Annotated in this window: 26 protein-coding genes; 13 read left to right on the forward strand and 13 right to left on the reverse strand. The window is 71.8% G+C overall.

The annotated features are described in order from the left end of the window. Positions 1–24 precede the first annotated feature (24 nt). The 5 genes from AMETH_RS27210 to AMETH_RS27230 are packed head-to-tail and all read left to right on the forward strand — an operon-like array spanning position 25 to position 4,853. Positions 25–813, forward strand: coding sequence for an ABC transporter ATP-binding protein (locus AMETH_RS27210; RefSeq protein WP_017984359.1), 789 nt, complete (start codon positions 25–27; stop codon positions 811–813). Next, positions 810–1,580, forward strand: a complete 771-nt coding sequence (locus AMETH_RS27215) for an ABC transporter ATP-binding protein (protein ID WP_038532418.1) — start codon at positions 810–812, stop codon at positions 1,578–1,580. Before AMETH_RS27210 ends, AMETH_RS27215 begins: the two co-directional genes overlap by 4 nt. Then, on the forward strand, positions 1,581–2,459 hold the full coding sequence (locus AMETH_RS27220; protein ID WP_017984361.1) for a branched-chain amino acid ABC transporter permease: 879 nt from the start codon (positions 1,581–1,583) through the stop codon (positions 2,457–2,459). Next, positions 2,452–3,606: a branched-chain amino acid ABC transporter permease gene (locus tag AMETH_RS27225; protein ID WP_017984362.1), complete on the forward strand. Its 1,155-nt coding sequence runs from the start codon at positions 2,452–2,454 to the stop codon at positions 3,604–3,606. The genes AMETH_RS27220 and AMETH_RS27225 overlap by 8 nt, the downstream gene beginning before the upstream one ends. After that, positions 3,603–4,853 (forward strand): ABC transporter substrate-binding protein, encoded by a 1,251-nt coding sequence (locus AMETH_RS27230; protein ID WP_017984363.1) that lies wholly within the window; start codon positions 3,603–3,605, stop codon positions 4,851–4,853. The genes AMETH_RS27225 and AMETH_RS27230 overlap by 4 nt, the downstream gene beginning before the upstream one ends. A 39-nt stretch (positions 4,854–4,892) precedes the next feature. Here the strand turns inward: AMETH_RS27230 and AMETH_RS39370 are convergent, their stop codons facing one another. From AMETH_RS39370 to AMETH_RS40905, 6 genes are read right to left on the reverse strand one after another with little or no spacing between them, the layout of a single operon-like run. Then, positions 4,893–5,246 (reverse strand): FtsX-like permease family protein, encoded by a 354-nt coding sequence (locus AMETH_RS39370; protein ID WP_017984364.1) that lies wholly within the window; start codon positions 5,244–5,246, stop codon positions 4,893–4,895. Beyond that, positions 5,234–5,530 carry a hypothetical protein gene (locus AMETH_RS39375; RefSeq protein WP_017984365.1) on the reverse strand — a complete coding sequence of 99 codons (297 nt, stop codon included), beginning with the start codon at positions 5,528–5,530 and terminating at the stop codon, positions 5,234–5,236. Before AMETH_RS39375 ends, AMETH_RS39370 begins: the two co-directional genes overlap by 13 nt. Further along, positions 5,479–5,682: a hypothetical protein gene (locus tag AMETH_RS39380; protein ID WP_267283453.1), complete on the reverse strand. Its 204-nt coding sequence runs from the start codon at positions 5,680–5,682 to the stop codon at positions 5,479–5,481. The genes AMETH_RS39375 and AMETH_RS39380 overlap by 52 nt, the downstream gene beginning before the upstream one ends. Positions 5,683–5,711: 29 nt before the next feature. After that, positions 5,712–5,927, reverse strand: coding sequence for a hypothetical protein (locus AMETH_RS39385; protein ID WP_209436811.1), 216 nt, complete (start codon positions 5,925–5,927; stop codon positions 5,712–5,714). Positions 5,928–5,931: 4 nt separating this feature from the next. After that, positions 5,932–6,534 (reverse strand): ABC transporter ATP-binding protein, encoded by a 603-nt coding sequence (locus tag AMETH_RS27240; protein WP_223842945.1) that lies wholly within the window; start codon positions 6,532–6,534, stop codon positions 5,932–5,934. After that, positions 6,477–6,620 carry a hypothetical protein gene (locus AMETH_RS40905; RefSeq protein ID WP_223843299.1) on the reverse strand — a complete coding sequence of 48 codons (144 nt, stop codon included), beginning with the start codon at positions 6,618–6,620 and terminating at the stop codon, positions 6,477–6,479. Before AMETH_RS40905 ends, AMETH_RS27240 begins: the two co-directional genes overlap by 58 nt. Positions 6,621–6,812: 192 nt before the next feature. Here AMETH_RS40905 and AMETH_RS40910 point away from each other — a divergent pair, with 192 nt between their 5' ends. The 3 genes from AMETH_RS40910 to AMETH_RS27255 all read left to right on the forward strand — a co-directional run bounded on the left by AMETH_RS40910 (position 6,813) and on the right by AMETH_RS27255 (position 8,731). After that, on the forward strand, positions 6,813–7,100 hold the full coding sequence (locus tag AMETH_RS40910; RefSeq protein ID WP_267283498.1) for a TetR family transcriptional regulator C-terminal domain-containing protein: 288 nt from the start codon (positions 6,813–6,815) through the stop codon (positions 7,098–7,100). Between the two features lie 63 nt (positions 7,101–7,163). Next, the gene (locus AMETH_RS27250) at positions 7,164–7,961 is read left to right on the forward strand and encodes a 2-keto-4-pentenoate hydratase (protein WP_017984369.1); all 798 of its coding nucleotides are present in this window, start codon (positions 7,164–7,166) and stop codon (positions 7,959–7,961) included. Beyond that, positions 7,958–8,731 (forward strand): 2-keto-4-pentenoate hydratase, encoded by a 774-nt coding sequence (locus tag AMETH_RS27255; protein ID WP_017984370.1) that lies wholly within the window; start codon positions 7,958–7,960, stop codon positions 8,729–8,731. Before AMETH_RS27250 ends, AMETH_RS27255 begins: the two co-directional genes overlap by 4 nt. A 185-nt stretch (positions 8,732–8,916) precedes the next feature. Here AMETH_RS27255 and AMETH_RS27260 read toward each other — a convergent pair whose 3' ends face one another. The 3 genes from AMETH_RS27260 to AMETH_RS27270 all read right to left on the reverse strand — a co-directional run bounded on the left by AMETH_RS27260 (position 8,917) and on the right by AMETH_RS27270 (position 12,629). Then, positions 8,917–10,926, reverse strand: coding sequence for a phage holin family protein (locus tag AMETH_RS27260; protein ID WP_017984371.1), 2,010 nt, complete (start codon positions 10,924–10,926; stop codon positions 8,917–8,919). Continuing rightward, entirely contained in the window at positions 10,923–11,507 is a 585-nt protein-coding gene (locus AMETH_RS27265; protein WP_017984372.1) for a DedA family protein, read from the reverse strand. The genes AMETH_RS27260 and AMETH_RS27265 overlap by 4 nt, the downstream gene beginning before the upstream one ends. A gap of 336 nt (positions 11,508–11,843) precedes the next feature. Continuing rightward, positions 11,844–12,629, reverse strand: a complete 786-nt coding sequence (locus AMETH_RS27270) for an MBL fold metallo-hydrolase (RefSeq protein ID WP_017984373.1) — start codon at positions 12,627–12,629, stop codon at positions 11,844–11,846. A 485-nt stretch (positions 12,630–13,114) separates the two neighbouring features. Between AMETH_RS27270 and gltB the strand changes: the two genes are divergently transcribed. Then, the gene (gene gltB / locus AMETH_RS27275; RefSeq protein WP_026153422.1) at positions 13,115–17,644 is read left to right on the forward strand and encodes a glutamate synthase large subunit; all 4,530 of its coding nucleotides are present in this window, start codon (positions 13,115–13,117) and stop codon (positions 17,642–17,644) included. Continuing rightward, entirely contained in the window at positions 17,637–19,088 is a 1,452-nt protein-coding gene (locus AMETH_RS27280; RefSeq protein ID WP_017984375.1) for a glutamate synthase subunit beta, read from the forward strand. The genes gltB and AMETH_RS27280 overlap by 8 nt, the downstream gene beginning before the upstream one ends. A gap of 154 nt (positions 19,089–19,242) precedes the next feature. Here AMETH_RS27280 and AMETH_RS27285 read toward each other — a convergent pair whose 3' ends face one another. Further along, on the reverse strand, positions 19,243–19,674 hold the full coding sequence (locus AMETH_RS27285) for a hypothetical protein (protein ID WP_026153423.1): 432 nt from the start codon (positions 19,672–19,674) through the stop codon (positions 19,243–19,245). A gap of 57 nt (positions 19,675–19,731) precedes the next feature. Beyond that, positions 19,732–20,253: a hypothetical protein gene (locus tag AMETH_RS36095; protein WP_156131733.1), complete on the reverse strand. Its 522-nt coding sequence runs from the start codon at positions 20,251–20,253 to the stop codon at positions 19,732–19,734. Between the two features lie 34 nt (positions 20,254–20,287). On the opposite strand from AMETH_RS36095, the gene AMETH_RS36100 reads away from it, so the two are divergent. From AMETH_RS36100 to AMETH_RS27300, 3 genes are all read left to right on the forward strand, one after another. Beyond that, positions 20,288–20,557, forward strand: a complete 270-nt coding sequence (locus AMETH_RS36100; protein WP_017984377.1) for a hypothetical protein — start codon at positions 20,288–20,290, stop codon at positions 20,555–20,557. 128 nt (positions 20,558–20,685) lie between these two features. Beyond that, a complete protein-coding gene (locus AMETH_RS27295) occupies positions 20,686–22,071 on the forward strand; it encodes a Dyp-type peroxidase (RefSeq protein WP_223842946.1) in 1,386 nt (461 codons plus the stop codon). Then, positions 22,050–22,835 carry a DeoR/GlpR family DNA-binding transcription regulator gene (locus AMETH_RS27300; RefSeq protein ID WP_017984378.1) on the forward strand — a complete coding sequence of 262 codons (786 nt, stop codon included), beginning with the start codon at positions 22,050–22,052 and terminating at the stop codon, positions 22,833–22,835. Before AMETH_RS27295 ends, AMETH_RS27300 begins: the two co-directional genes overlap by 22 nt. 173 nt (positions 22,836–23,008) lie before the next feature. Here AMETH_RS27300 and AMETH_RS27305 read toward each other — a convergent pair whose 3' ends face one another. Together AMETH_RS27305 and AMETH_RS27310 are read right to left on the reverse strand one after the other, a co-directional pair. Continuing rightward, complete coding sequence (locus AMETH_RS27305) at positions 23,009–24,481, reverse strand: cobyric acid synthase (protein ID WP_017984379.1); 1,473 nt, start codon at positions 24,479–24,481, stop codon at positions 23,009–23,011. After that, positions 24,478–25,407 carry a cobalamin biosynthesis protein gene (locus tag AMETH_RS27310; RefSeq protein WP_051079449.1) on the reverse strand — a complete coding sequence of 310 codons (930 nt, stop codon included), beginning with the start codon at positions 25,405–25,407 and terminating at the stop codon, positions 24,478–24,480. The genes AMETH_RS27305 and AMETH_RS27310 overlap by 4 nt, the downstream gene beginning before the upstream one ends. Positions 25,408–25,433 lie beyond the last annotated feature (26 nt).

Below are 25,433 nucleotides of genomic sequence, written 5' to 3' on the forward strand. Positions count from 1 at the left end.
GATCGGAGGAGGTGTGCGCCCCCGGTGTTGAACGTCCGAGACCTGCACGTCCGCTACGGCCGCTCGGTCGCCGCACTCCACGGCGTCGACCTGGCGGTACCCGACGACGGGGTCCTCGCCGTACTGGGCAGCAACGGCGCGGGCAAGTCCACGCTGCTCCGGACGATCTCCGGCACGCTCAAGCTGCACCGCGGCGTCGTCACGCGCGGTGAGGTCCGGCTCGGCGAAACGCGGATCGACCGGCTCGACCCGGCGGCCATCGTGCGGCTTGGTGTGGTCGGCGTGCCGGAAGGCCGTCAGATCTTCACCCGCATGTCCGTCGACGAGAACCTGCGCGCCGGTGGCATCGCCGTGTCGCCGGAGCGGCGGGCCAAGGCCCGCAAACGCGTGCACGAGCTGTTTCCCGTGCTGGGCGAGCGCGCCCGGCAGCGCGCCGGGCTGCTCTCCGGCGGCGAGCAGCAGATGCTCGCGATCGGACGGGCGCTGATGTCCACACCGCAGGTGCTGCTGCTCGACGAGCCGTCGCTCGGCCTGGCACCGAAGGTGGTCGAGCAGATCAGCGGCATCATCCGCGAGATCCACGCACAGGGCACCTCGGTGGTGCTGGTCGAGCAGAACGCGGTGATGGCGCTGAACGTCGCCGACCACGCCGTCGTGCTGGAGGTCGGCACCGTCGCGCTCGCCGGCCCCTCCGACGAGCTGTCCCGCAGCGAGGACGTCCAGCGCCTGTACCTGGGCGGGCACGCGGAAACCCAGGTCGCGGAGGCTGCGGCCGGTCCGCGCAAGCATTTCCTGTCGAGGTGGGGCGGATGATCCCGGAACTGCGCGTCGAGCACCTCACGCTCCGCTTCGGCGGGCTGACCGCGCTGGACGACGTCTCCTTCACCGTGGCGCCCGGTTCGCTGCACGCCCTCATCGGGCCCAACGGCGCCGGGAAGTCCAGCTGCTTCAACGTGATCAGCGGCCTCTACCGCGCCAGCGAGGGCCGCGTGCTGCTCGGCGACAAGGAGCTGACCGGCATGCGGCCGCACAAGATGGCGAAGCTCGGCATCGGCCGGGCCTTCCAGAACGCGGCGCTCTCGCCGGGGTCGACCGTGCTGGACAACGTGATGCTCGGCAGGCACGCCCTCACCCGCGGCGGGTTCCTGGAGTGCGCCCTGCGCGCGCCGTGGACGGTGCGGGCCGCGCGCAAGCACACCGAACGGGCCAAGGAGATCTGCGACTTCCTCGGCATCGGCAGGCTGCTGCACACGCCGGTCGCCGCGCTGCCCTACGGCGAGGTCAAGCGCGTGGACATCGCCCGCGCGCTGGCCGTGGAACCGGTGCTGCTCCTGCTGGACGAGCCCGCTGCGGGCATGAACGCGGCGGAGACCGCCGACCTGGCGGCCACGATCCACGACGTGCGCGACGAGCTGGGCATCTCGATCCTGCTGGTCGAGCACGACATGGGCTTGGTGATGGGCATCGCCGACCGGGTCACGGTGCTCGACTTCGGCCGCTGCATCGCCGACGGCCCGCCTGCCGAGGTGCAGCGGAACCCGGAAGTGATCAAGGCGTACCTGGGAACGGAGGCCGCGTAGATGGAGACGTTCCTGCAACTGGTGGTGAACGGCCTCGGCAAGGGCGCGGTGTACGCGCTCCTGGCGCTGGGGTTCGTGATCATCTTCAAGGCCACCGAGGTGATCAACTTCGCGCACGGCTCGCTGGTGCTGTTCGGCGGCTACCTGGTCGTGGTGACCAGGGAGTCGCTGGGCTGGGTCGGCGCCTCGCTGGTCGGCATCGCCGGCGCCGGCCTGCTCGCGGTGGTCATCGAGCGGCTCCTGCTGTCCCGCTCGAAGCTGGCCGATCCGCACAGCCTGGCGCTGCTCACGATCGGCGTGGACGTGATCGTCGTCGAGGAGCTCGTGCGGCGCCTCGGCGTCGGCATCCCGTTCCTCGGCGAGGCATGGGACGCGAAACCGATCCAGGTCGGTGGCATCACGTTGTTCCGCACGCACCTCGTCGCGATGCTCGTCGCCGCGGTCCTGATCACCGCGTTCTACCTCGCGTTCAAGTTCTCCAACTGGGGCGTCGCGATGCGGGCCCAGGCGGAGAACCGGGAGGCGGCCGCACTGATGGGCATCCGCAGCCGCGGGGTCACCATGACCGCTTGGCTGGTCGCCGGCATGCTCGCCGGGGTCGCCGTGCTGTTCCTCGCCACGCAGGACTTCTCCGGCGCGGGCCTGTCCCGCGGCACGCACGCGATCGCGCTGGCCGCGTTCCCCGCCGCCATCCTCGGCGGGCTGGACTCGACCGTGGGCGCCGTCGTGGGCGGGCTGGTGGTCGGCCTGGTCGAGGCGCTGTCCGCGCAGTACATCTCGTTCGACTTCTCCAAGAGCGCGGTGTTCCTGGTGATGCTGCTGGTCCTGGTGATCCGGCCGTCCGGGCTGTTCGGAACGAGGGAGATCACCCGTGTCTGAACTCGCGACGCGGGCGACGGTCACCTCGGCGTCCGCGAAGGCCCCGGCGAAGCCCGTGCGCTGGCTGCGGCTGGCGGCGTGGCTGGCGTTGCTCGCCCTGCTGCTGGTGCTGCCGCTGTACCTCGGCGCGGAGTGGCTCAAGGCGGGCCAGTGGATGATGACCGGCGCGGTCGGCTCGATCGGGCTGACCATGCTGGTGGGCCAGGCCGGCCAGTTGTCGCTGGCGCACGCGTTCTTCCTGCTCATGGGCGGCACCACCTACACCGTGCTGGCCAGCGGCACCGAGGACGGCCGGGTCATCGGCTTCGAGCTGAACCCGCTGTTCTCGATGGTCTCGGCGATCGTCGTGACCGCCCTGCTCGGCTTGGCGTTCGCGCCGGTGTCCGGACGGCTGCGCGGCATCTACCTCGGGGTGGCGTCGCTGTCGCTGGTGTTCATCGGGCTCTACTTCGGGCAGTCGGCGGACCGGCTGACCGGCGGCACGTCCACCGGCCGCACCCCGGCGCCGTTCGAGCTGTTCGGGATCACCTTCGACAACTCCGGCGGGCTCGTGGTGCTCGGCGTTCCGTTCCGGCAGGCCGAGAAGATGTGGTACCTCTACCTGGCCCTGACGGTGATCGCGTTCGTGCTGGCGCGCGGCGCGGTGAACAGCCGGGTCGGCCGGTCCTGGCGCGCGGTGCGCGACCACGAGGCCTCCGCCGCCGCGATGGGTGTCAGCGTCGCCCGCGCGAAGGCCGGGGCGTTCGCCGTGTCCTCCGCCTACGCCGGGCTGGCCGGTGTGATGACCGTGCTGTGGTTCGACATCCTGAAGCCGGACGAGAACGAGTTCGGCACCTACGGCATCAACGTCTCCATCGCCTACCTGGCGATGGTCATCATCGGCGGCCTCGGCTCGATCGGAGGCGCGCTGGTCGGCGCGCTCATCGTGTTCGGCCTGCCGCAGGTGTTGTCGCTCTACTCGACGCAGCTGGGGATCTTCACCGGGAGCGGCGAGGGCGCGTTCACCCCGATCCTCGTCAGCACCTTCGTCTACGGCGCCGCGATCATCCTCGTCGTGCTCTTCGAGCCGGGCGGGCTCGCGGCGATCGGACGCCGGATCACCGGCGGCCTGCACAGGGAACGGAAGAAGGAAGGAACGTCCCGATGAAGCGACGGCTTTCCCTGGTCCTCGCGGCGATGCTGGTCATCGCCGCGTGCGGCACCAAGGCGGGCGATCAGGGATCGTCCGGTTCGGACGCCTCCGGCGTCAAGACCGATCTCGGCGTCACCGCCAACGAGCTCACCCTCGGCGTCATGACCGACATGACGGGCCCGTTCAAGAACCTCTCGATCGGCATCACGCACGGCAACCAGTTGTGGGTCAACGACTTCAACGCGGCGGGCGGCGTGTGCGGGCGGCAGGTCAAACTGGAGGTCGTCGACCACGCCTACAAGGCCGACACCGCGAAGACCCTGTACCCGCAGCTGGAGCCGAAGGTGCTCGGCTTCGTGCAGGTCGTCGGGTCGCCGATCATGGCGGCGCTGAAGCAGAACATCAAGTCCGACAAGGTGACCACGACCCCGGCGTCCTGGTCGTCGGAGCTGCTGGACAACCCGTACGTGATGATCGTCGGCACCACCTACGACGTCGAGATGATCGACGGCATGTCCTACCTGCAGGAACAGGGCATGATCAAGGACGGCGACACGGTCGGGCACATCTACATCGACGGCGAGTACGGCGCGAACGGCCTGCGCGGCTCCCGCTACTACGCGCAGAAGCACGGCTTGAACCTGCGCGAGGTCAAGATCACCTCGTCGGACAACGACCTGACCAACATCGTCACCGGCCTGCGTGGCGAGGGCGTCAAGGCGATCATGCTGACCACCACGCCCGCGCAGACCGGTTCGGTGGCCGCGGCGAACAAGGCGCTCGGGCTGAACGTGCCGCTGCTGGGCAACAACCCGACGTTCGACCCGGTGCTGCTGAACAGCCCCGCCGCGAACGCGCTGGACCGGCTGTACGTCGTCGCGAGCAGCGTGCCGGTGGCCGCGGACGTGCCCAAGGCGAAGGAAGTGCTGTCGAAGTACAAGGCCGCGAAGTTCCCGGAGCCGCCGAACGCCGGTGTCCCGTACGGCTACGCGGTGGCCGAGGTGTGGGGTTCGGTGCTGAAGAAGGCCTGCGACAACAAGGACCTGACCCGCGACGGCATCCTCACCGCGCTGCAGCAGACGACCTCGGCCGACACCGGTGATCTGGTCGCGGCGCTGGACTTCTCGAAGCCCGGTGCGCCGCCGACCCGCGAGGTCTACGTGGCGCAGCCCGACGCGAGCGTCGAGGGCGGCATCAAGTACGTGAAGCCGCTGTTCGAGGCCCCGGACGCCAAGGACTACGTGGCGCCGCACCAGAAGTGACCGCGCCTGGTGGCCCGCCCCCGTTGGCGGGCCACCAGGTCAGTGCACCGCGGCCGTGCGGACCACGCGGTTGCCCGCGACCGTGGTGACCCCGAGCGCGATCACCGCGCCGAGCACGATGCTCAGCAGGTACGGCCCGGCGGCGAACGCCGCCGCGGGGCTGCCCGTCTTGACGATGGCGAACGGGATGACGCACACCAGCGCGCCGATCCCGGCCGCGATCACGCTGACGAGCGTCGCGGCGACGATCTCGCGCAGCAGCATCCCGCGGCTCTGCCAGGAGGTCGACCCGATCAGCGACATGGTCGTGAACTCCTCCGGCCGCCTGCCCAGCGCCGCCACCAGGTTGTTGGTCAGCGCGATCGCCATGAACACCGAGATCAGGACCACCACCAGGTAGTTGCTCGACGCCAGGACCTGCGCGGTGCTGCCCTCGGCCGAGTGCCGGTTCTCAAGGTGACCGCGGGCCGCACCCGTACCGGCGCCGCGGACAGGTTCACGGCCGCCAGGTGCCCGGCCGCGCCGCGCGGCGAGAGGACCTTCAGGACCCGGTTCACCAGGACGACCAGTTCCGGCGCCAGCACCACGAGCCCGATCGCGACGAGCACGGTTGCGGGACGACCGGTCATCGCGGTGGCCGCGATGCTCGCGAGCAGGACGACGACGACACCGGCCACCGGTAGCGCCGGGCCCGGCGAGTAGGCCGAGAGCCGGCGATCAGCCCCGACGACCGGACCGCGGCCAGCACGATCCAGCCGAGGAGGTAACCCAGCAGCAGACCGGGCAGCGCGGCGACCGCCGAGACGGCGAGCGTCTCCGCCGAGACCATGACCTGGATCTGCCGTGGCGTCGCCCCGATCAGGCGCGGCCCGCCGATCTCCCCGGCGCGGCCGCCGAGGGTCGCGCCGGGAACTGGGTCAGGAAGGACCGGTCCTCCTCGGCGGTGCTGTCCGCGAGCCCGGTGGCGAGCAGCGTGGTCATCGTCGACACCAGCGCCATCCCGATCAGCGCGATCAGGCCGGTGGCGATCGCCGCGCCGCGGTGGTGGCGGAACAGCCGCAGGGCGAGGCTCACCACGTCAGTTCACCCCCATCGCGGCGGCCCGCTCGGCCGACTCGACCAGGGTCGCCATGCGGTTGGCGACCGCGACCGCCGCCGGGCGGGCCATCTGGTCGACGATCAGGCCGTCGGCCAGGAACAGCACCCGGTCCGAAAAGGACGCCGCGACCGGGTCGTGCGTCACCATGATGATCGTCTGACCCTGGTCGGCGAGCCCGCGCAGCAGGCTCAGGACCTCGCGGGCGCAGCGGATGTCCAGCGCGCCCGTCGGCTCGTCGGCGAAGACGACCTCCGGGTCCGTGATCAGGGCCCGCGCCACCGCGACGCGCTGCTTCTGACCGCCGGAGAGCTGGTCCGGCCGATGGGCGCCGCGGTTGCCCAGCCCGACGCGCTCGAGCAGCGCGGCGGTCCGGCGCGGGTCGGGCTTGCGGCCGTCCAGCCGCAGCGGCATTTCGACGTTCTCCTCGGCGGTCAGCGCCGGCAGCAGGTTGAACGCCTGGAACACGAAGTCGGCACGACGGCGGCGCAGCTCGGCCAGCTTCGTCTCGTCGAGCCCGGCGGGACTCACCCGTCGAGCTCGGCCGTGCCCGCGGTCGGGGTCCGCAGCCCGGCCGCGCAGCAACGTGGTCTTGCCCGCCTCGGCACGTCCAGGTCGATGCCGCGCAGCGCGTCGACCGGCCCCGCTTCCCCCTCGAATCTGCAGCGCAAGCCCGGATCCGCACAGCAGGGGCCGCCGCTTCCGGCGCGAACCTGGCGTCGATCAACTACCACTTCGGCTCGAAGGAGGGCCTGCTCACGCGGGCGCTGAACGACCTGAACGCCGAGTGGGGCGAGCTGCTGTTCCAGGCGCTCGGCGAGGGCGACACGAACGAAGCACGCTGGGGCCGGATCATCGAGTCGATCCAGGCCAACCGGCAGCTGTGGTTCGTGAACTTCGAGGGTGTCGCCTACCCGCAGCACGACGAGAAGATCCGCGGGATGAACGCGCGGGGCCAGCAGGCCGCGCGCACGGCGCTCGCGCAGGCGTTCGCCAGGCTCGGGCCGGACGCGGACCCAGACCGGGTGCGGATCGTCGGCTCGCACTACTACTCGCTGCTGGTCGGGGTCGCGCTGCAATGGCTCACCGATCCGGACAACGCGCCGACCGCGGCGGAGATCGTCGCGGCGGACCAGGGCGCGCGGGTCTGACGCGTGCCGCCCAGCGGGACGCGGTGGTTGCGATCCGCGGGGGCGGCCACGAGAGTTCAGGCCATGGATGCGACAGCGGTGCGGGAGGCGGCCGACCTCCTGCTGCAGGCCTACGCGGCGGGCAAGCCCATCGCGCCCCTGATCGAGACCTACCCGGGCGCGACCATCGAGGACGCCTACCGGATCCAGCTCGACCAGGTGCGCGTGTGGACCGAGGGCGGCGACGAGATCAAGGGCCACAAGGTGGGCCTCGCCTCGGCCGCGATGCAGCGTCAGATGGGCGTCGACCAGCCCGACTACGGGCACCTCACCGGCACCATGTTCCACCTGGAGCACCAGCCGATCCCGGTGGACAGCTTCCTGCAGCCGCGGATCGAGCCGGAGATCGCGTTCGTGCTGGGGCGGAAGCTGTCCGGGCCCGGGGTGACGGTGGCCGACGCGGTGCGCGCCGTGGACTTCGTGGTGCCCGCGCTGGAGATCGTGGACTCCCGCATCGAAGACTGGCGCATCTCGATCGTCGACACCATCGCCGACAACGCGTCCTCGGGCGGGGTGGTGCTGGGCAGCAGGCCGACCGCGCTGTCCACGGTGGACCTTCGCCTGGCGGGCTGCACCCTGCACTCGGGCGGTGAGCTGGTGGCGACCGGGGCGGGCGGCGCCGTGCTCGGGTCGCCGCTCAACGCGCTGGTGTGGCTGGCGAACACCGTCGGCCCGCTGGGCATCGACCTGGAGCCGGGGCACGTGGTGCTGCCCGGGTCGATGACGAAAGCGATCCCGTTGCGCCCGGGCGACACGGTGGTGTCGACGGTGGCGGGGCTGGGCAGTGTGACGGCTGTGTTCGGGTCGAAGGAGGACGCGTGACCGGGTGGAGCATCGCCGAGGCGGCGCGGGTGCTGCTGGCGGCGGAGGACTCGGGAACGGCGCGCGGGCCGATCACCGAGGAGTGGCCCGGCCTGGACGTGCGCACCGCGTATGCGGTGCAGGACGAGGCGTTGCGGTTGCGGCTCGCGCGCGGCGAAAAGCTCATCGGGCTCAAACTGGGCCTGACGTCGAAGGCGAAGCAGGAGCGCATGGGCGTGGACCGCCCGGTGATGGCCTGGCTGACCGACGCCATGGTGCTGCCTGCCGCGGACCCGCTGCCGAAGCTGATCCACCCGCGGGCCGAGCCGGAGATCGTGTTCGTGCTGGGCTCGCGCCTGGCGGGCCCCGGCGTCACGGCGGCCACCGCGATGGCGGCGGTGGACCGGGTGTACGGCGGGATCGAGGTGATCGACTCGCGGTACGCCGACTTCCGGTTCGCCGCACCGGACACCATCGCCGACAACGCCTCGTCGAGCGTCTTCCGGGTCGGCTCGGTGGGGGTCGCGCCCACCGGAATGGACCTGACGCTGGAGGCGTGCCTGCTGGAGGCCGACGGAGCGATCGTGGACAGCGCGACCGGCGCCGCGGTGCTCGGTCACCCAGGCGAGGCGCTCGCACTGGCAGCCAACGCACTGGCGGAACGGGGCCTGGCATTGGAGGAGGGGTGGATCGTGCTGACCGGCGGTCTCACCGACGCCGTACCCGTCTCACCCGGGGCCCGCATCGCCGCGCACTTCACAAGCCTGGGCTCAATAACACTCGCCGGCTGACCCAAAACCCGCCACCCGGCAACAACAGCCCAAACCCCCGAACCACTCCCCTCCCGCAACCCGATCCCCAGCCAAATCGGTTGCCGAGCCGGTGTCTCGGCAACCGAACACTGAAAGATCGGGTTCGGAAGGGGCTATCCGGGCGTAGCGAAGCGAAGCCGGCGCCCTAACAACCCGCGTAGCGCCTACGACCCAGGCTCCGGGTGCCCCAACTTGGTCAGCCACACCCGGAACAACCGGTGCAGCGACTCGGCCCCCACCAGCTCCCCGGGCGGCTCGAACTCCTTGGGGTAGATGAGGAACCCGCGCTCCTGCTCCCCGCCGAGCCCGCCGTGCGAGCCGACGTGGATCTCGAACGGTGAGGCCTCCCCGGTCTCCGGGTCCCACCGGCTGTTGATCATGATGTCGGCGCAGTGCGGGAAGGCGTCCACGCGCCGGATGAGGTCCGGGGCGTGCTCCCCGTACAGCGCCAGCGGATCCTCCCCGAGCACCTCGCCGGAAGCCAGCCGGTGGACGCCGTCGCGGCCGAGCACGACCGGGCCGTGGACGTCGCTGCGCACCAGCATGAACCCGACGCCCGGGTGGTCGACGAGCGCGGGGAGCAGCTCCGGGTACTCGCGCTCGATCGTCTCCAGCGAGACCCGGCCTTCGTGCTCGGTGAACGAGACCATCCCGACGTGCCCGGACACCACGACGACCACGCCGGGCGCCACGCGCGTCACTTCGTGCCGCTCGTCCTCCCGTGGCCGGTGCTCGATGCGCCGCGCCCCGGTCACCCGCTCCCGCAGGCGGGTGGCGACCGGGCCGCCGGACACCGCTTCCGGGGTCGGCCCGCCGCACAGCCGCCCGACCAGCTCCTCCAGCGACTCGCCGAACCGGTGTGCGAACGCCCACCCCTGCGTCTGCCCGTGGTCGGACAGCACCACCAGGTGGTAGGGCCGCGGCCCGAGCCGGGAAGCCCGGTGCAGCCGGCCGATCTGCTGGTCGATCCCCCGCAGCACGGCGAGCGTGTCGAACCGTTCGATGCCGGAGTGGTGGGCGACCTCGTCGTAGCCGAGGAAGTCCGCGTAGACCACGGGGCGGCCGTTGAGCATGTCCTCCAGTACCGCGGACACCACGACGTCGCGGGAGATGACCGTGGTGCCGGTCCGGGCGATCGGGTAGATCCCGCCGCGCGGCACCCGCGGCACCACGCCCGCCCGCCGCTGCCGCGCCGACGCCGAGACCTCGCGGACGATGTCGACCAGCGCCGCTCCCAAGGTGCGCAACGCGTTCACCGGGTTGGCGAAGTAGGCGTAGTAGCCCGCGCCGACGCGGTCCGCACGGCGTCGGCGCAGGCCCTTGGGCAGCAGCACGGACACGGCGCTCATGGTGAGGCTGACGTGCGGCGCGTCGCCGGTGAAGAGGTTGCCGTGGCTGGCGCCGTCGACGGCGAGCAGGCCGCGGCCGTTCGAGTGCCGCCGCTCGATCTCGGCCGCGTCGCGCGGGTGGGCGCACGCCATCACGTGGTCGCGGTCCTTTTCGTACCAGCGGAACCCTAGGATGTCGTGGTTGGAGCCGTGCAGGATGCCGCACACGCTCGCGCCGGTCTGCGAGCTCCAGTCGGTCTGCCAGCGCACCAGGGCGTGGCTGTCCTCGGCGAGCCAGCGCGCCAGGGTCGGCATGTCGCCGTCCCGCACCGCGCGGCGCACGACGTCGTACCCGAGGCCGTCGACCTGCAGGAAGATCAGCCCGGGCGGCAGGTCCGGTTCGGCTGCCGGGCAGCGGCGCGACCGGCGGCGGGCGCGGCGGAAGAACACCTCGTCCTCGTCGATGGCCAGCACACTCGACACCACACCGCTGACCGCGGACACCCCGACCACGACGAGGAACCCGGTGCGCAGCCCGTTGACCTCCACCCCCGGCACCACCGCGAACGCCGCCACCGCGCCCGCGCCGAGCACCAGGAAGCTGCCGATGCCGAGCGTGAACAACGCCAGCGGCAACGCGACCCGCAGGACTTGCGGCCACACCACGGCGGTCAGCAGGCTCAGAAGCAGGCCGCACACCAGTGGTTGCCACCAGTCCGGCATCGCGAAGCCGTCGAGCAGGTCGTCCATGCCGACGAGCGCGAGCGACGTGGTCAGCCACACCAGGGCGAACCGCGCGAGCGACCGTCCACGCCGGAACAGCCGGCCCCTCTCCGCCGTTGTCATCCCCGGTTCCCCACCCTTTCCCTGCGGCGCCTCGCGACCAGGTTGATCACCCCGGTGACCAGCAAGACCAGCACGGCGGCCAGGAACGTCGCGACGAGCGGCGAGTCGAACAGACCGCCGCTGAGCACGCCCAGCAACGCGTACGCGACCGCCCACAGCACGCACGCGACGGCCGTGGCGGGCAACAGCCGCCGCCACGGGTAGGCGATCGCGCCCGCGGCCAGCAGCACCGGGATGCGCCCGGCCGGCAGCAACCGCCCGACGACCACGAGCTGCCACCCCTGCCGCGCGAACCGCCGCCGAGCCGCGACGAGACGTTCCGGTTTCTGGCCGCGCGCCAGCCAGCGGACCGCCGCGTCGCTGCCCAGCCGCGCGACCGCGAAGGTCACGACGTCACCCACCATCGCCCCCGCGGCGGCCAGCAGCAGCACCAAGGGCAACGACAGGTGCCCGGTCGTCATGGCGATCGCGGCCGCCGCACCGACGACGGCGCCGGTCGGGACGATGGGCACGATCGAGCCGACGAGGACGCCCAGGAAGAGGGTCGGGTAGCCGACGCTGGAGAGGTCGGTCCAGTTCACCCGCCCACCCCACCACGCCCCGCGGCGGCGCACGGCTGGGCCACGCCGATCAAGGCCACCGGAAAACCTCACAGCTCACCCGGTCTTCACCCGGCCCGGTGACCACTGCGCCGCCGAGCGCGGATCTCACCCCGACGAGCGCAGAACTCGCACCCACAAGCGTGGGACTCGCGTCCCACCGCGCGAGTTCCACCCTCAGCCCCGCGAGTCCCACCCTCCGCCGCATGAGACCCACACTCAGCCGCATGAGGTCTGCGGTCGTGCGCCCGAGTTCTCCCGCCGGGCGCCCGAGATCTGCGGTGGGGCGCTTGAGGTCTGCGCTCCGACAGCGGGCGGTCATCGGGGGGCCTCGTACAGGCGCACGGGCTCGCCGGGCTTCGTGAGGGCCACCGTGGTCGGCAGGCGGCGGTCCGCGACCTCCGCCGCGAACGTTCGTGGCGGTGAGACCAGCAACCGCCGCATGCGGGGGGTTCGCGCCAGGCCGGGGACGGCCAGCGTGCCCCAGTGCACGGGCACCGCCACGCGCGGTTGCACCAGTGCGACCGCCTCCGCGGCCCGCGCGGGGTCCAGGTGCCCGGGCCCGAGGTTCGGCCCCCACCCCCACACCGGCAGCAACGCCACGTCCACCGGGCCGAGCTCGGCCATCCCCGGGTACAGGTCCGTGTCCCCGGCGACGTACACCCGCACCCCCGGCGCCTCCACGACGTGACCGCTCGCGCGCGCCTGCGGGCCGTGCGTGAAGCGCGGCCCCCAGCGGTGCCCGGAGTGGTCCGCCGGCACCGCGGTCACCCGCAGGTCGCCGACCGGCAACTGCTCCCCGATGTCCAGTTCCGCCACCGCCGGAAACCCCCGCCGCCGCATCCACGCGCCGGCCCCGCGCGGCACCACGATCGGCACGTCCCGCCCCAGCAGCCGCAGCGACGGCGCGTGCAAGTGGTCGCCGTGCAGGTGGGAGATCAGCACCAGGTCGACGTCGGCGTAGGCCGCCGGATCCAGCGGCGGCACGACCCGCACCAGCCCGCCCACCGTGCGCGTCAGCACCGGATCGGTCAGCACGACCCGGCCGGCGACCTCCAGTCGGACCGTCGAGTGGCCGAGGAAACGCATCGCCAGGCCGTCCATGCCCCGAGTATCCCGGCCGGAAGGCGCTCCGCGTCCGTAACACCTTGATTACTTAATCGGACACTCACTCGAACCGGTGAATCGATCACGGCACGCCCCAATCGACCTTTGCACAGGTCAACGCTGTTGCAGCGGTACTTCCACATCGGAGGCTGTCGCGTCAACGTCCGTATGGCATATGCCACGAGGTCCGGTCGACGTATGTCGATAACGGCGAGTTCACACTACTGTCATAAGACCCGGCGAACCCGGGGGTAACTGGCGCGCCGCGGGAACCCACCCACCACAACCCGGGAACTCGCTGATGCGCGCCAGCGGCCCGAAGACGTGCCGACCGGCGGCCACCCAACGACGTGTGGCCGGTGTGCCGAGTCCTGCCCTCGTTCAGGCGACTCGGACTTCTGCTCTCGACTGACCATCGCGCAGGAGGGCTGTTGCGTTAACAACAGCCCGTGCCGCGCCCACGTGTGAGGAGACGGCCAGCCGTGACCCGCCACAGTGTTCGCAAGCCGGAAGGCTTGTACGACGCGCAATACGAGCACGATGCCTGCGGTGTCGCGTTCGTCGCCGATATGTCCGGCCGACGCAGCCACGACATCGTCACCAAGGCCCTGACGGCCCTGCGCAACCTCGAACACCGTGGCGCCAGAGGAGCGGAACCGGAGACCGGCGACGGCGCGGGCATCCTGATCCAGGTTCCGGACGCGTTCTTCCGCGAGGTCGTCGACTTCGAGCTGCCCGAAGCGGGCCACTACGCCGTGGGCACCGCGTTCCTGCCGATCGACGAGACCGCCCGCGGCCGCGCGATGAGCGCGATCGAGGGCCTCGTCGCCGAGGAGGGCCTGCGTGTTCTCGGCTGGCGCGAGGTCCCGGTGGACACCGAGCACGTCGGGCCGACGGCGGCCTCGACCATGCCGCACTTCGCGCAGCTGTTCCTGGCCTCGCGCGAAGGCCTGCGCACCGGGCTGGACCTGGAGCGCGCCGCGTTCTGCGTGCGCAAACGCGCCGAGCACCTGCTGGCCGACGAGGACGTCTACTTCCCGAGCCTGTCCGCCCGCACGATCGTCTACAAGGGAATGCTCACCGAGCCGCAGGTGCCGCGGTTCTTCCCGGACCTGACCGACGAGCGCGTGACGAGCGCGATCGGGCTGGTGCACTCCCGCTTCTCCACCAACACGTTCCCGTCGTGGCCGCTCGCCCACCCGTACCGGTACGTGGCGCACAACGGCGAGATCAACACCCTGCGCGGCAACCGGAACTGGATGGACGCGCGCGAGTCGATGCTGTCCACCGACCTGATCCCGGGTGACCTCAAGCGGATCTACCCGATTATCACCCGCGGCGCGAGCGACTCGGCGAGCTTCGACGAGGTCCTCGAACTGCTGCACCTGGGCGGCCGCAGCCTGCCGCACGCGGTCCTCATGATGATCCCCGAGGCGTGGGAGAACCACGAGGAGATGGACGAGGCGCGCCGCGCCTTCTACGAGTTCCACTCCACGCTCATGGAGCCGTGGGACGGCCCGGCGCTGGTGTCATTCACCGACGGCACCCAGATCGGCGCCGTGCTGGACCGCAACGGCCTGCGCCCGGCGCGGTACTGGGTCACTGAGGACGGCCTGGTCGTGCTCGCCAGCGAGGTCGGCGTGCTGGAACTGGACCAGTCGACGATCGTGAAGAAGGGCCGGCTGGAGCCGGGCCGCATGTTCCTCGTCGACACGGCCGAGGGCCGCATCATCGACGACGAGGAGATCAAGGGCCAGCTGGCCGCCGAGCACCCGTACGGCGACTGGGTCGACCAGGGCCTGGTGCGCCTGGAAGAGCTGCCCGAGCGCGAGCGCGAGGTGCCGACACACGCCTCGCTGGTGCGCCGCCAGCAGGCCTTCGGCTACACCGAGGAAGAACTCGACACGCTGCTGTCGCCGATGGCGCGCAGTGGCGCCGAGCCGATCGGCTCGATGGGCAACGACTCGCCGCTCGCGCCGCTGTCGTCCGGCCCGCGCCCGATCTTCGACTACTTCATCCAGCTGTTCGCCCAGGTCACCAACCCGCCGCTGGACGCCATCCGCGAGGAGCTGGTGACGTCGCTGGGCACCCAGCTCGGCGCACAGCCGAACCTGCTGGAGGCCACCGGCGAGTCGTGCCGCCGCGTCGTCCTGCCGTTCCCGGTGCTGGACAACGACGAGCTGGCCAAGCTGGTGCACATCAACGACGACGGCGACCTGCCCGAGTTCACCGCGGTCACCATCCACGGTCTCTACGACGTGCACGGCGGCGGGGACGCGCTGCTGGCGCGCCTGGAGGAGATCCGCACCGAGGTGTCCAACGCGATCTCCGAGGGCGCGCGGCTGATCGTGCTGTCCGACCGCGGGGTCGACGCCGACCACGCGGCCATCCCGTCGCTGCTGCTCACCGGCGCGGTGCACCACCACCTGGTGCGGCAGAAGACCCGCACGCAGGTCGGCATCATCGCCGAGACCGCCGACGCCCGCGAGGTGCACCACATCGCGCTGCTGCTGGGTTACGGCGCCGCCGCGGTCAACCCGTACCTGGCGATGGCCACGGTCGAGGAGCTGGCCCGCGACGGCAAGATCCCGGGCGTCACCGCGCAGCAGGCGACCCGCAACCTGATCAAGGCGCTGGGCAAGGGCGTCCGCAAGACCATGTCGAAGATGGGAGTGTCCACTGTGGCCTCCTACACCGGCGCGCAGATCTTCGAGGCGCTCGGCCTGTCGCAGGAGGTCATCGACACCTGCTTCACCGGCACCACCTCGCGGCTGGGCGGCGTCGGCTTCGACGTGCTGCACGAGGAGGTCCGGCAGCGGCACGCCCGCGCGTTCCCGCGCGACGGCTTCCGCCCGAACCACCGCGAGCTGGAGATCGGCTCGGACTACCAGTGGCGGCGCGAGGGCGAGCCGCACCTGTTCAACCCGCACACGGTCTTCAAGCTGCAGCATTCCACGCGCACCGGCCGCTACGAGGTGTTCAAGGAGTACACGAACGCCGTCGACGAGCAGTCGAAGAAGCTGTTCACGCTGCGCGGCCTGTTCGAGCTGAAGGAGGGCGTGCGCCCGCCGGTGCCGATCGAGGAGGTCGAGCCGGTCTCCGAGATCGTCAAGCGGTTCGCCACCGGCGCCATCTCCTACGGCTCGATCTCGCAGGAGATGCACGAGACGCTGGCGATCGCGATGAACCGGCTGGGCGGCAAGTCCAACACCGGTGAGGGCGGCGAGGACCCCGAGCGGCTGTACGACCCCGAGCGGCGCAGCGCCGTGAAGCAGGTCGCCAGCGGCCGGTTCGGCGTCACCAGCGAGTACCTGGTCAACGCCGACGACATCCAGATCAAGATGGCGCAGGGCGCCAAGCCCGGCGAGGGCGGCCAGCTGCCCGGCGCGAAGGTGTACCCGTGGATCGCCAAGACGCGGCACTCCACGCCGGGTGTGGGCCTGATTTCCCCACCGCCGCACCACGACATCTATTCGATCGAGGACCTGGCGCAGCTGATCCACGACCTGAAGAACGCCAACCCGGCGGCCCGCATCCACGTGAAGCTGGTGTCCGAGGTCGGCGTCGGCACGGTGGCGGCGGGTGTGTCGAAGGCGCACGCGGACGTCGTGCTGATCTCCGGTCACGACGGCGGCACCGGCGCCTCGCCGCTGTCCTCGATCAAGCACGCGGGCGGCCCGTGGGAGCTGGGCCTGGCCGAGACGCAGCAGACGCTGCTGGCCAACCGGTTGCGTGACCGGATCGTGGTGCAGACCGACGGCCAGCTCAAGACCGGCCGCGACGTGGTGATCGCCGCGCTGCTCGGCGCCGAGGAGTTCGGGTTCGCGACCGCGCCGCTGGTGGTGTCCGGCTGCATCATGATGCGCGTCTGCCACCTGGACACCTGCCCGGTCGGCGTCGCGACGCAGAACCCGAAGCTGCGGGAGAAGTTCAGCGGCAAGGCCGAGTACGTGGTGAACTTCTTCGAGTTCATCGCGCAGGAGGTGCGCGAGTACCTGGCGCGGCTGGGCTTCCGGTCGATCGAGGAGGCCGTCGGGCACGCCGAGGTGCTCGACACCCGTCCCGCGGTCGACCACTGGAAGGCGCGTGGGCTGGACCTGTCGCCGATCTTCCATGTGCCCGAGCTGGAGCCGCGGGCCGCGCGGCACCAGGTGGTCAAGCAGGACCACGGCCTGGAGAAGGCGCTGGACAACACGCTGATCCAGCTCGCCGAGGGCGCGCTGAACTCCGGGGACAAGGTGCGGCTGGAACTGCCGGTGCGCAACGTGAACCGGACCGTCGGCACCATGCTCGGGTCGGAGCTGACCAAGCGGTGGGGCGGCGAGGGCCTGCCGGACGACACGATCGACGTGACCTTCACCGGCACCGCCGGCCAGTCGTTCGGCGCGTTCATCCCGAAGGGCATCACGCTGCGGCTGTTCGGCGACGGCAACGACTACGTGGGCAAGGGCCTCTCCGGTGGCCGCATCATCGTGCGGCCGCCCAAGGAGGCGAAGTTCGACACGTCCGCGAACATCATCGCGGGCAACGTGATCGGCTACGGCGCGACCGGCGGGCAGATCTTCCTGCGCGGCAAGGTCGGCGAGCGGTTCTGCGTGCGCAACTCGGGCGCGCTGGCCGTCGTGGAGGGCGTCGGTGACCACGGCTGCGAGTACATGACCGGCGGTCGCGTGGTCGTGCTCGGGCCGACCGGGCGCAACTTCGCCGCGGGCATGTCGGGCGGGATCGCCTACGTGCTGGACCTGTCGCCGTTGCGGGTGAACCCGGAGATGGTCGACGTGGACCCGCTGGACGACGAGGACGTCGAGTTCCTGCGGGACGCGGTCGAGGCGCACTTCGTGGAGACCGAGTCGCCGGTAGCGCGGGAGCTGCTGGCCGGCTGGGAGACCACGGTCGCCCGGTTCGCCAAGGTCATGCCCAAGGACTACAAGCGGGTCCTGGCCGCGCAGGCGGAAGCCGAGCGCGAGGGCCGGGACGTGAACGAAGCCATCATGGAGGCCGCACATGGCTGACCCCAAGGGTTTTCTGACGACGCCGCGCGAGACGCCGAAGACCCGGCCGGTGCCGTTGCGGCTGCTCGACTGGCGCGAGGTGTACGAGGACTTCGCGTCCAGCAAGCTGGAGAAGCAGGCCGGCCGCTGCATGGACTGCGGCATCCCGTTCTGCCACCAGGGCTGCCCGCTGGGCAACCTGATCCCGGAGTGGAACACGCTGGTCTGGAGCGACGACTGGCGCGACGCGATCGAGCGGCTGCACGCCACGAACAACTTCCCGGAGTTCACCGGGACGCTGTGCCCTGCGCCGTGCGAGACCGCGTGCGTGCTGGGGATCAACGACGACCCGGTGACGATCAAGCGGGTCGAGATCTCCATCGTGGACCGTGCGTGGGAGGAGGGCTGGATCACGCCGCAGCCCCCGAAGACGCGCACCGGCAAGAAGGTCGCCGTGGTCGGGTCCGGTCCGTCCGGTCTGGCGGCGGCGCAGCAGCTGACCCGCGCCGGGCACGACGTGGTCGTGTTCGAGCGGGCCGACGCGATCGGCGGGCTGCTGCGGTACGGCATCCCCGAGTTCAAGATGGAGAAGCGCAGGCTGGACCGGCGGCTGGACCAGATGCGGGCCGAGGGTACGGAGTTCCGCACCGGCGTGAACGTCGGCGTCGACGTCACGGCGGAGGAGCTGCGGACTGAGTATGACGCGGTGGTGCTGGCCGGTGGCGCGACCGCGTGGCGCGACCTGCCGGTCAAGGGCCGCGACATCCCGGGCATCTACCAGGCGATGGAGTTCCTGCCGCTGGCGAACCGGGTGGCGTCGGGCGAGCTGGAGTCGTCGCCGATCTCGGCCGAGGGCAAGCACGTCGTGGTGATCGGCGGCGGTGACACCGGCGCGGACTGCGTCGGCACTTCGCACCGGCAGGGCGCGCTTTCGGTGACGCAGCTGGAGATCATGCCCCGCCCGCCGGAGACCCGGTCGGAGGCCCACCCGTGGCCGACGTACCCGATGATCTTCCGGGTGTCCTCGGCGCACGAGGAGGGCGGCGAGCGGCTGTACTCGGTGAGCACGCAGGAGTTCCTCGCCGACGAGGGCGGGAACCTGCGTGCGCTGCGGCTGGTCGAGGTCCGCAACGAGGGCGGGAAGTTCGTCGAGGTCGAGGGCACCGAGCGGGAGCTGCCCGCGCAGCTGGTGCTGCTGGCGATGGGCTTCGTCGGCCCGCAACGCGAAGGCCTGCTCGAGCAGCTCGGTGTGGAGCTGGACGCGCGCGGCAACGTCGCGCGGGACGCGGATTTCCGCACCAGTGTGGAGAACGTGTTCGTGGCCGGTGACATGGGCCGCGGGCAGTCGCTGATCGTGTGGGCGATCGCCGAGGGCCGCTCCGCCGCGGCCGGTGTGGACGCCTACCTGACCGGCCGGAACGTCCTGCCAGCGCCGATCGCGCCGACGGACCGGCCGATCGCCTAGTGCCCCGGGGCGGGCCGCCGCGGCAACGAAGCCACGACGGCCCGCTCCGAGCCCAGCCCTTCGCGAGCCCCACGCTCACGCACGCGAGTTCTACGTTCAGCGTGGCGAGTTCTGCATTCGACGGCGCGAATTCCACCACCGTCAAGCGTCGCGCTCACGGCGGAGCAGCACCACCGCCACCAGCCCCGGGATCGACGGCGCCAGCCCCACGAGGCCGAGCCACGGCGGCACCGACTGCCCGCGGTACTCGGTGATCGTCAGGTTCGTCACCGCCAGCCGTGCCGAGCATCAGCAGCGTCACGGCCAGCGGCCACGTCCAGCGGCGGCCGCGGCGGTGCGCCCACACCGTCCCGAGCCAGCCGAGCGCGCCCAGCACCCCTACCGTCACCAGGTACGCGGTGACCAGCGTCGCGGCCTGGCCGGCCCCGTCCGGCCGGTAAGCCGCGTACACCCCGCGCAGGTGCTCCGCCAGCGAATCCGCCCAGGCGACTGCCGCCGCGATCGTGCCCAGCTGCAGGACCAGCCCCGCCCACAGCGCCGCGGCTGCCCGGTTCGCCTTCCCGGTCCGCGTCAGCTCCACCGTCACGCCATCCCCCTTCGCCGAAAGTTTGAGACTTGGGATATCGCGTCTCAAAGGAGGTGTTCAGTGCAACCCGAATCGACAGCCGCCTTCGGCGGGCGGCGCCGGCCACGCCTGTCCGACCAGGAGACGCAGCGACGCATGCTGACCACCGCGGCCGAGGCCGTGGGCCGCACCGGCCTGACGGTCGGCCTGGACCACCTCCCGTTCGCGGAGCTGATCCGCCAGGCCGGCGTCGCCCGCAGCGCGGTGTACCGGAAGTGGCCGAACAGGGAGGCCTTCCTCGGCGACCTCCTCCTCGAACTCGCCCGCGGCCAGGCGCCGCTCGGCGCGACGGGCGGGGAGGCGGCAGGCGTCCTGGTCCGGCGGATCCTCCTGGCTCGGCTGGACGCGCTCACCACTCCGGACGGCCGCCGTGCCGCCACGGCCGAACTGGTTCGCGAGACCGCCTTCCAGGACTTCCGGCACCTGCTCGGCTCGCCGGTGTGGCAGACCTACCTGGCCCTGACCGCGACCGCGGCCGGCCTTCCCGACGGGGACCTCCGCGACCAGGTCGTCGCGGCGCTGGCCGACTTCGGAGCGCACGTTCACCACCCGGATCGCGCGCAGCCACCGCGGGGTGGCGGACCTGCTCGGGCTGCGCCCGGCAGGCGTGTCGTTCGAGACCATCGCCCACCTCGGCAACGCGCTGGTGCGTGGCCTGATCACGAAGGCGACCACCACGCCGGAACTGGCGGAGCAGCGCACCGCGGCCACGATCGCCGGGGCCGCGGGCGACTGGTCGCTGCCCGCGCTCGGCCTGGTCGCGATCACGCAGACCTACCTCGAACCCGGGCCGGACACGTGGACGAGCGCCGACCTGGACCGGCTGCGCGCGCCTGGAGAGTGACACGGACCCGTTCGGCCCCTGAGCCGATCGGGTGAAAACCCGCCCGATCCGTACTTGGCCGCCACTCAGCGCGACTTAGGGGCAGGTGACGGCGCCGCACACGACAGGGGCCTCGCGGCGCCGCCACCGTGACTGGGGTAAAGCCAGACATCCTGAAGGCGCACGTCCGGGATCGCCTCACCGTGCTGTTCCTCGGCTTCGGCGACCCCGCCGAAGCCCGCGCCTTTCTGAACGGCCTGTCCGGGCGGATGAAGTCCGCCCAGACCCACCTGCAGGAAGTCGAGGCGCACAAGCTCACGAAGACAGGCGGCACGCCCTACCTCGGCGTCGGCCTGACCGCGCACGGCTACGCCACGCTCGGCGTCACGGCGCCGGCCGACCCGGCCGTCACCGAGTGGGAGGGCAACTACCAGCAGACGATCGACGCCGTGCTCCTCCTCGGCGACGCGACCGCCGGACCGGTCCGCACCCTCCGCCGCCAGATCGAGGCGCTGCGCCCGGCGTCGGTGAGCGTGCTGGGCGAGGAGTCCGGCCTCGGGCTCGCCAACGCCAACGGCGACGGCATCGAGCACTTCGGCTACGTCGACGGGCGCAGCCAGCCGCTGTTCCTCACCGAGGACGTCGACACCGAGCGGGACACCACCGACGGCGTCAACGACTGGGCCCCCTCGGCGCCGCTGGAGCAGGTCCTCGTGCCCGACCCGGCCGCGCCGGACCCGACCGTCCACTTCGGAAGCTACTTCGTGTTCCGCAAGCTGGAGCAGAACGTCCGGCTGTTCAAGGAGGCCGAGCGCGACCTCGGGCTGCACGGCGAGGACCGGGAACGGGCAGGCGCGATGCTGATCGGCCGGTTCGAGGACGGCACCCCGCTGACCGTGCAGAGCGCGCCTGGCTCACACCACCCGGTCGGCAACGACTTCAGCTACGACAGCGACAAACTGGGCCAGAAGTGCCCGTTCCACGCCCACATCCGCAAGACCAACCCGCGTGGTTCGGGTGGCGCGGAGGCGCCGGAGGGCGAGCGCAAGCACCTGATGGCCCGGCGCGGCCAGACCTACGGCCGCCGCCGCGACGACCCGAACGCGGACCTGCCGCCGCGACTGCGCCCGGCGAAGGACGTCGGCCTGCTGTTCATGGCCTTCAACTCGAACCTGGGCAACCAGTTCGAGTTCACGCAGCAGATCTGGGCGGACAACCCCGCGTTCCCGTTCCCGCCGGACGGTTCGCGGCCGGGTCTCGATCCGGTCATCGGGCAGGGCGCGCGGGCGCCGCAGAAATACGCGCCGGAATGGGGTCACAACAACGTCGTCGAGGCGACCGATTCCCATTCCACAGGCGGTCACCATGAAGGGCGGCGAGTATTTCTTCATGCCATCACTCGCCTTTCTGCGGAGTCTGTGAGTGAAATTCCGACAGCCCACCGGATTCCGCCCGGCGGGGCTGTCGTCGTGATCGGGTTTCCAAGTCGCGCGCGAGGCGGTATTACTGATGCGTGGACAGGCATGAGCGGCTGAACACGCTGCTCGAAATGATCGGGCAGCAGGGGCGGATCGAGGTGGACCAGGCGGCGGCGAAACTGAGCGTTTCCCCCGCCACGATCCGGCGCGACCTCGATCATTTGGCAGGCCGCCAATTGCTCACCAGAGCCCGGGGCGGCGCCGTGGCCGCCAACGTCGCCTACAACCTCCCCGGCCGCAACCACGCCGACCGGCACTCGGTGGAAAAGCGCCGCATCGCCGAGGCCGCGGCCCGGCTGGTTGATCGGGGAATGGTGATCGGGTTCAACGGCGGCACCACCACGACCGAGGTCAGCAGGGCGATCGCCAGCCGTCCGGATTTCAACGACCGCGGCAGTTCGCCGGTGCTGACGGTGGTGACGAACGCGGTGAACATCGCGCACGAGCTGACCGTGCGGCAGAGCATCCGGCTGGTCAGCACCGGCGGGGTGGCGCGGCCGCAGTCGTTCGAGCTGACCGGGCACCTGGCCGGCATGGTGCTGGAGGAGGTCAGCCTCGACCTGACGTTCATCGGCGTGGACGCGGTCGACCCGCTGCGGGGCGCCTACGCGCACCACGAATCCGAGGCGGCGATCAACAAGCTGCTGGCGCACCGCGCGAAGAAGGTCGTGGTGGTGACCGACAGCTCGAAACTGGGCGCCTACGCGTTCGCCCGCATCTGCCCGACGCTCGACATCGACCTGCTGATCACCGACACGGCCGCCGAGCCGAGCCTGGTGTCGGCCTTCGAACTCGAGGGCGTGCGGGTGACGCTCGTCTGAGCTGAAACCCGCTGGCCGCGTCCAGCCCGCGCTGGCACCGCCCGGCAGGCCGCGCCCGAACCGCCGCAGCCGTCGCTCGACCACACCCGCCCAGCCGAACCCCGGTGCCAGCACCGCGGGCAAGCCACGCTCACACCAGGCGCCGCGGCGCCAGCCCCGCGGGCGAGCACCACTCACCCCACGCCGGGCAGCCCCTCCGGCGCCCCACGCTCGATCAACCGCAGCAAGGCATCCGTGTCCAGGCGCTCCTCGACGGCGTCCGCGAGCCGGTCCAGCATCGACTCGCGCAGGGTGGCGAAACCGGGCGCGTCCGCGGTCGGCGACCAACTCACCCCGGCCTGCGCCGCCGCCTCCGTCAGCCACGCCCGGCGGAAACCGTCGTTGTCCAGGGTGCCGTGCCAGGTCGTGCCCCACACCGCGCCGCGGCGCCAGCCGTCCAGGAACGGTTCGGCCTCCCCGGTCGGCGTCGCGCTGCCGTGGTGGATCTCGTACGCGGCGACCGCGTGCCCGCGCCACCGCGCGACCGGCCTGCCGAGCACCTTCTCCACGCTGAACGACACGCGCGTCGGCAGCAGACCCAGCCCCGGCACCGTGCCCGCGCCCGACTCGACATCGTCCACAATGGTCTCCGCCAGCATCTGGTAGCCACCGCAGATCCCCAGCACCGGCCGCCCCGCGGCGGCGCGCGCGGTCAGCGCCGGCTCCAAGCCGCGCTCCCGCAGCCACCGCAGATCCCCCACCGTGGCGCGCGTTCCCGGCAGCACCACCAGGTCCGCGGCCCGCACGGTGTCGGGGTCCGCGGTCAGCGTGACCGTTACGCCCGGCTCGGCGGCGAGTGCGTCCACGTCGGTCGCGTTCGACGCGCGCGGGAACCGCACCACGGCAACCCGCAGACCGCCGGTGGCCTGCTGCTCGTGCCGCCAGCCCGCCGCGGCGAGCGCGTCCTCCGAGTCGATCCACACCCCGTCCAACCAGGGCAGCACCCCCAGCACCGGCCGGTGCGTCAGCTCCGCGATCCGGTCCAGGCCCGGCCGCAGCAACGCCTCGTCACCGCGGAACTTGTTCACCACCCAGCCGGCGAGCAGCGCCTGGTCCGCGGGCTCCAGCAACGCGACCGTGCCGTACATCGCGGCCAGCACGCCGCCGCGGTCGATGTCGCCGACCACCACGACCGGCAGCCCGAACCGCCGCGCCAGCCCCATGTTCACGTAGTCGCCCTGGCGCAGGTTGATCTCGGCCGGGCTGCCCGCGCCCTCGCACACCACGACGTCGAACCGCGTGCGCAGCTCGTCGAAAGCCTCGAAGGCGATGCGCGCCAGCTCGCGGCGGCCGGTGGCGAACTCGCCGGCTTCCAGCGTCCCGAACGGCTTGCCGAGCGCGATGACGTGGCTGCGCCGGTCACTGCCCGGTTTCAGCAGCACCGGGTTCATCGCGGCCTCCGGCTCCACCCCGGCCGCGACCGCCTGCAACCACTGCGCGCGCCCGATCTCCGCGCCGTCGGCGCAGACCATCGAGTTGTTCGACATGTTCTGCGCCTTGAACGGCGCTACCCGCAGCCCGCGGCGCGCGAGCCACCGGCAGATGCCCGCGGTGACCAGGCTCTTCCCGGCGTCCGAAGTGGTCCCGGCGACCAGCAGGCCCCTCATCGCGCCACCGCCGCGGCCAGCGCTAGCGCCGCCAGCCCGACCGCGCGGGACAACCGGACGGCGCGCCGCAGGTCGCCCGCGCCCGGTGCCGGGCCGTCGCCGAGCGCGCCCCGGTCCTCGACCCGGCCGGCGTAGGTGTTGACGCCGCCCAGCCGCACGCCGAGCGCGCCCGCGAAGGCGGCCTCGATCTGCCCGGCGTTCGGGCTCGGGTGCCGCGCGGCATCGCGCCGCCACACCGCGAGCGACCGGCCAGGGCGGCCGCCCACCACGCGCGCGCACGCGGCGGTGGCGAGCGCGCCGAGGCGGGCGGGCAGCAGGTTGGCGAGGTCGTCACCGCGCGCGGCGGCCCAGCCGAACCGCTCGAAGCGCGGCGTGCGGTGCCCGACCATCGCGTCGAGGGTGTTGAGCGCCCGGTACCCGAGCAGCCCCGGCACCCCGGCCACCGCGCCCCACACCAGCGGCGCGACGACGGCGTCGCTGGTGTTCTCGGCGATCGACTCGGCCGCGGCCCTGGCCAGGCCCGGTTCGTCCAGTTCGGAGGCATCGCGGCCGCACAGGTGCCCCAGCCGCTGCCGGGCCGCGGGCACGTCGCCCGATTCGAGCCGGACGGCCATCGCCTCCCCTTCCGCCGCCAGGCCCCGGCCGCCGAGCACGGTCCACGTGGCGAGCGCCGTCACCGCGACGCGGGCGAACGGCCGCCGGGCGGCGGCCTGGGCGAGAACGCCGAGCCCAGCCGCAGCACCGACGCAGGTCACAGCGTATGCGGCGCCGCGGGCCCGCGAATCGGCCCAGACGCGTTGCTCCAGCGCCTTCGCCGCGCGCCCGAACAGGGCGACCGGATGCCCGCGGCGCGGATCACCGAAGGCCGCGTCCAGCGCGTATCCGGCCACGAGGCCGACCGCGGTCAACGATCTTGCATACACCACACACGGGACGGTAGCCCGTGCACGAC

This window comes from Amycolatopsis methanolica 239, from assembly GCF_000739085.1.
In the GTDB taxonomy this organism is placed as follows: domain Bacteria; phylum Actinomycetota; class Actinomycetes; order Mycobacteriales; family Pseudonocardiaceae; genus Amycolatopsis_E; species Amycolatopsis_E methanolica.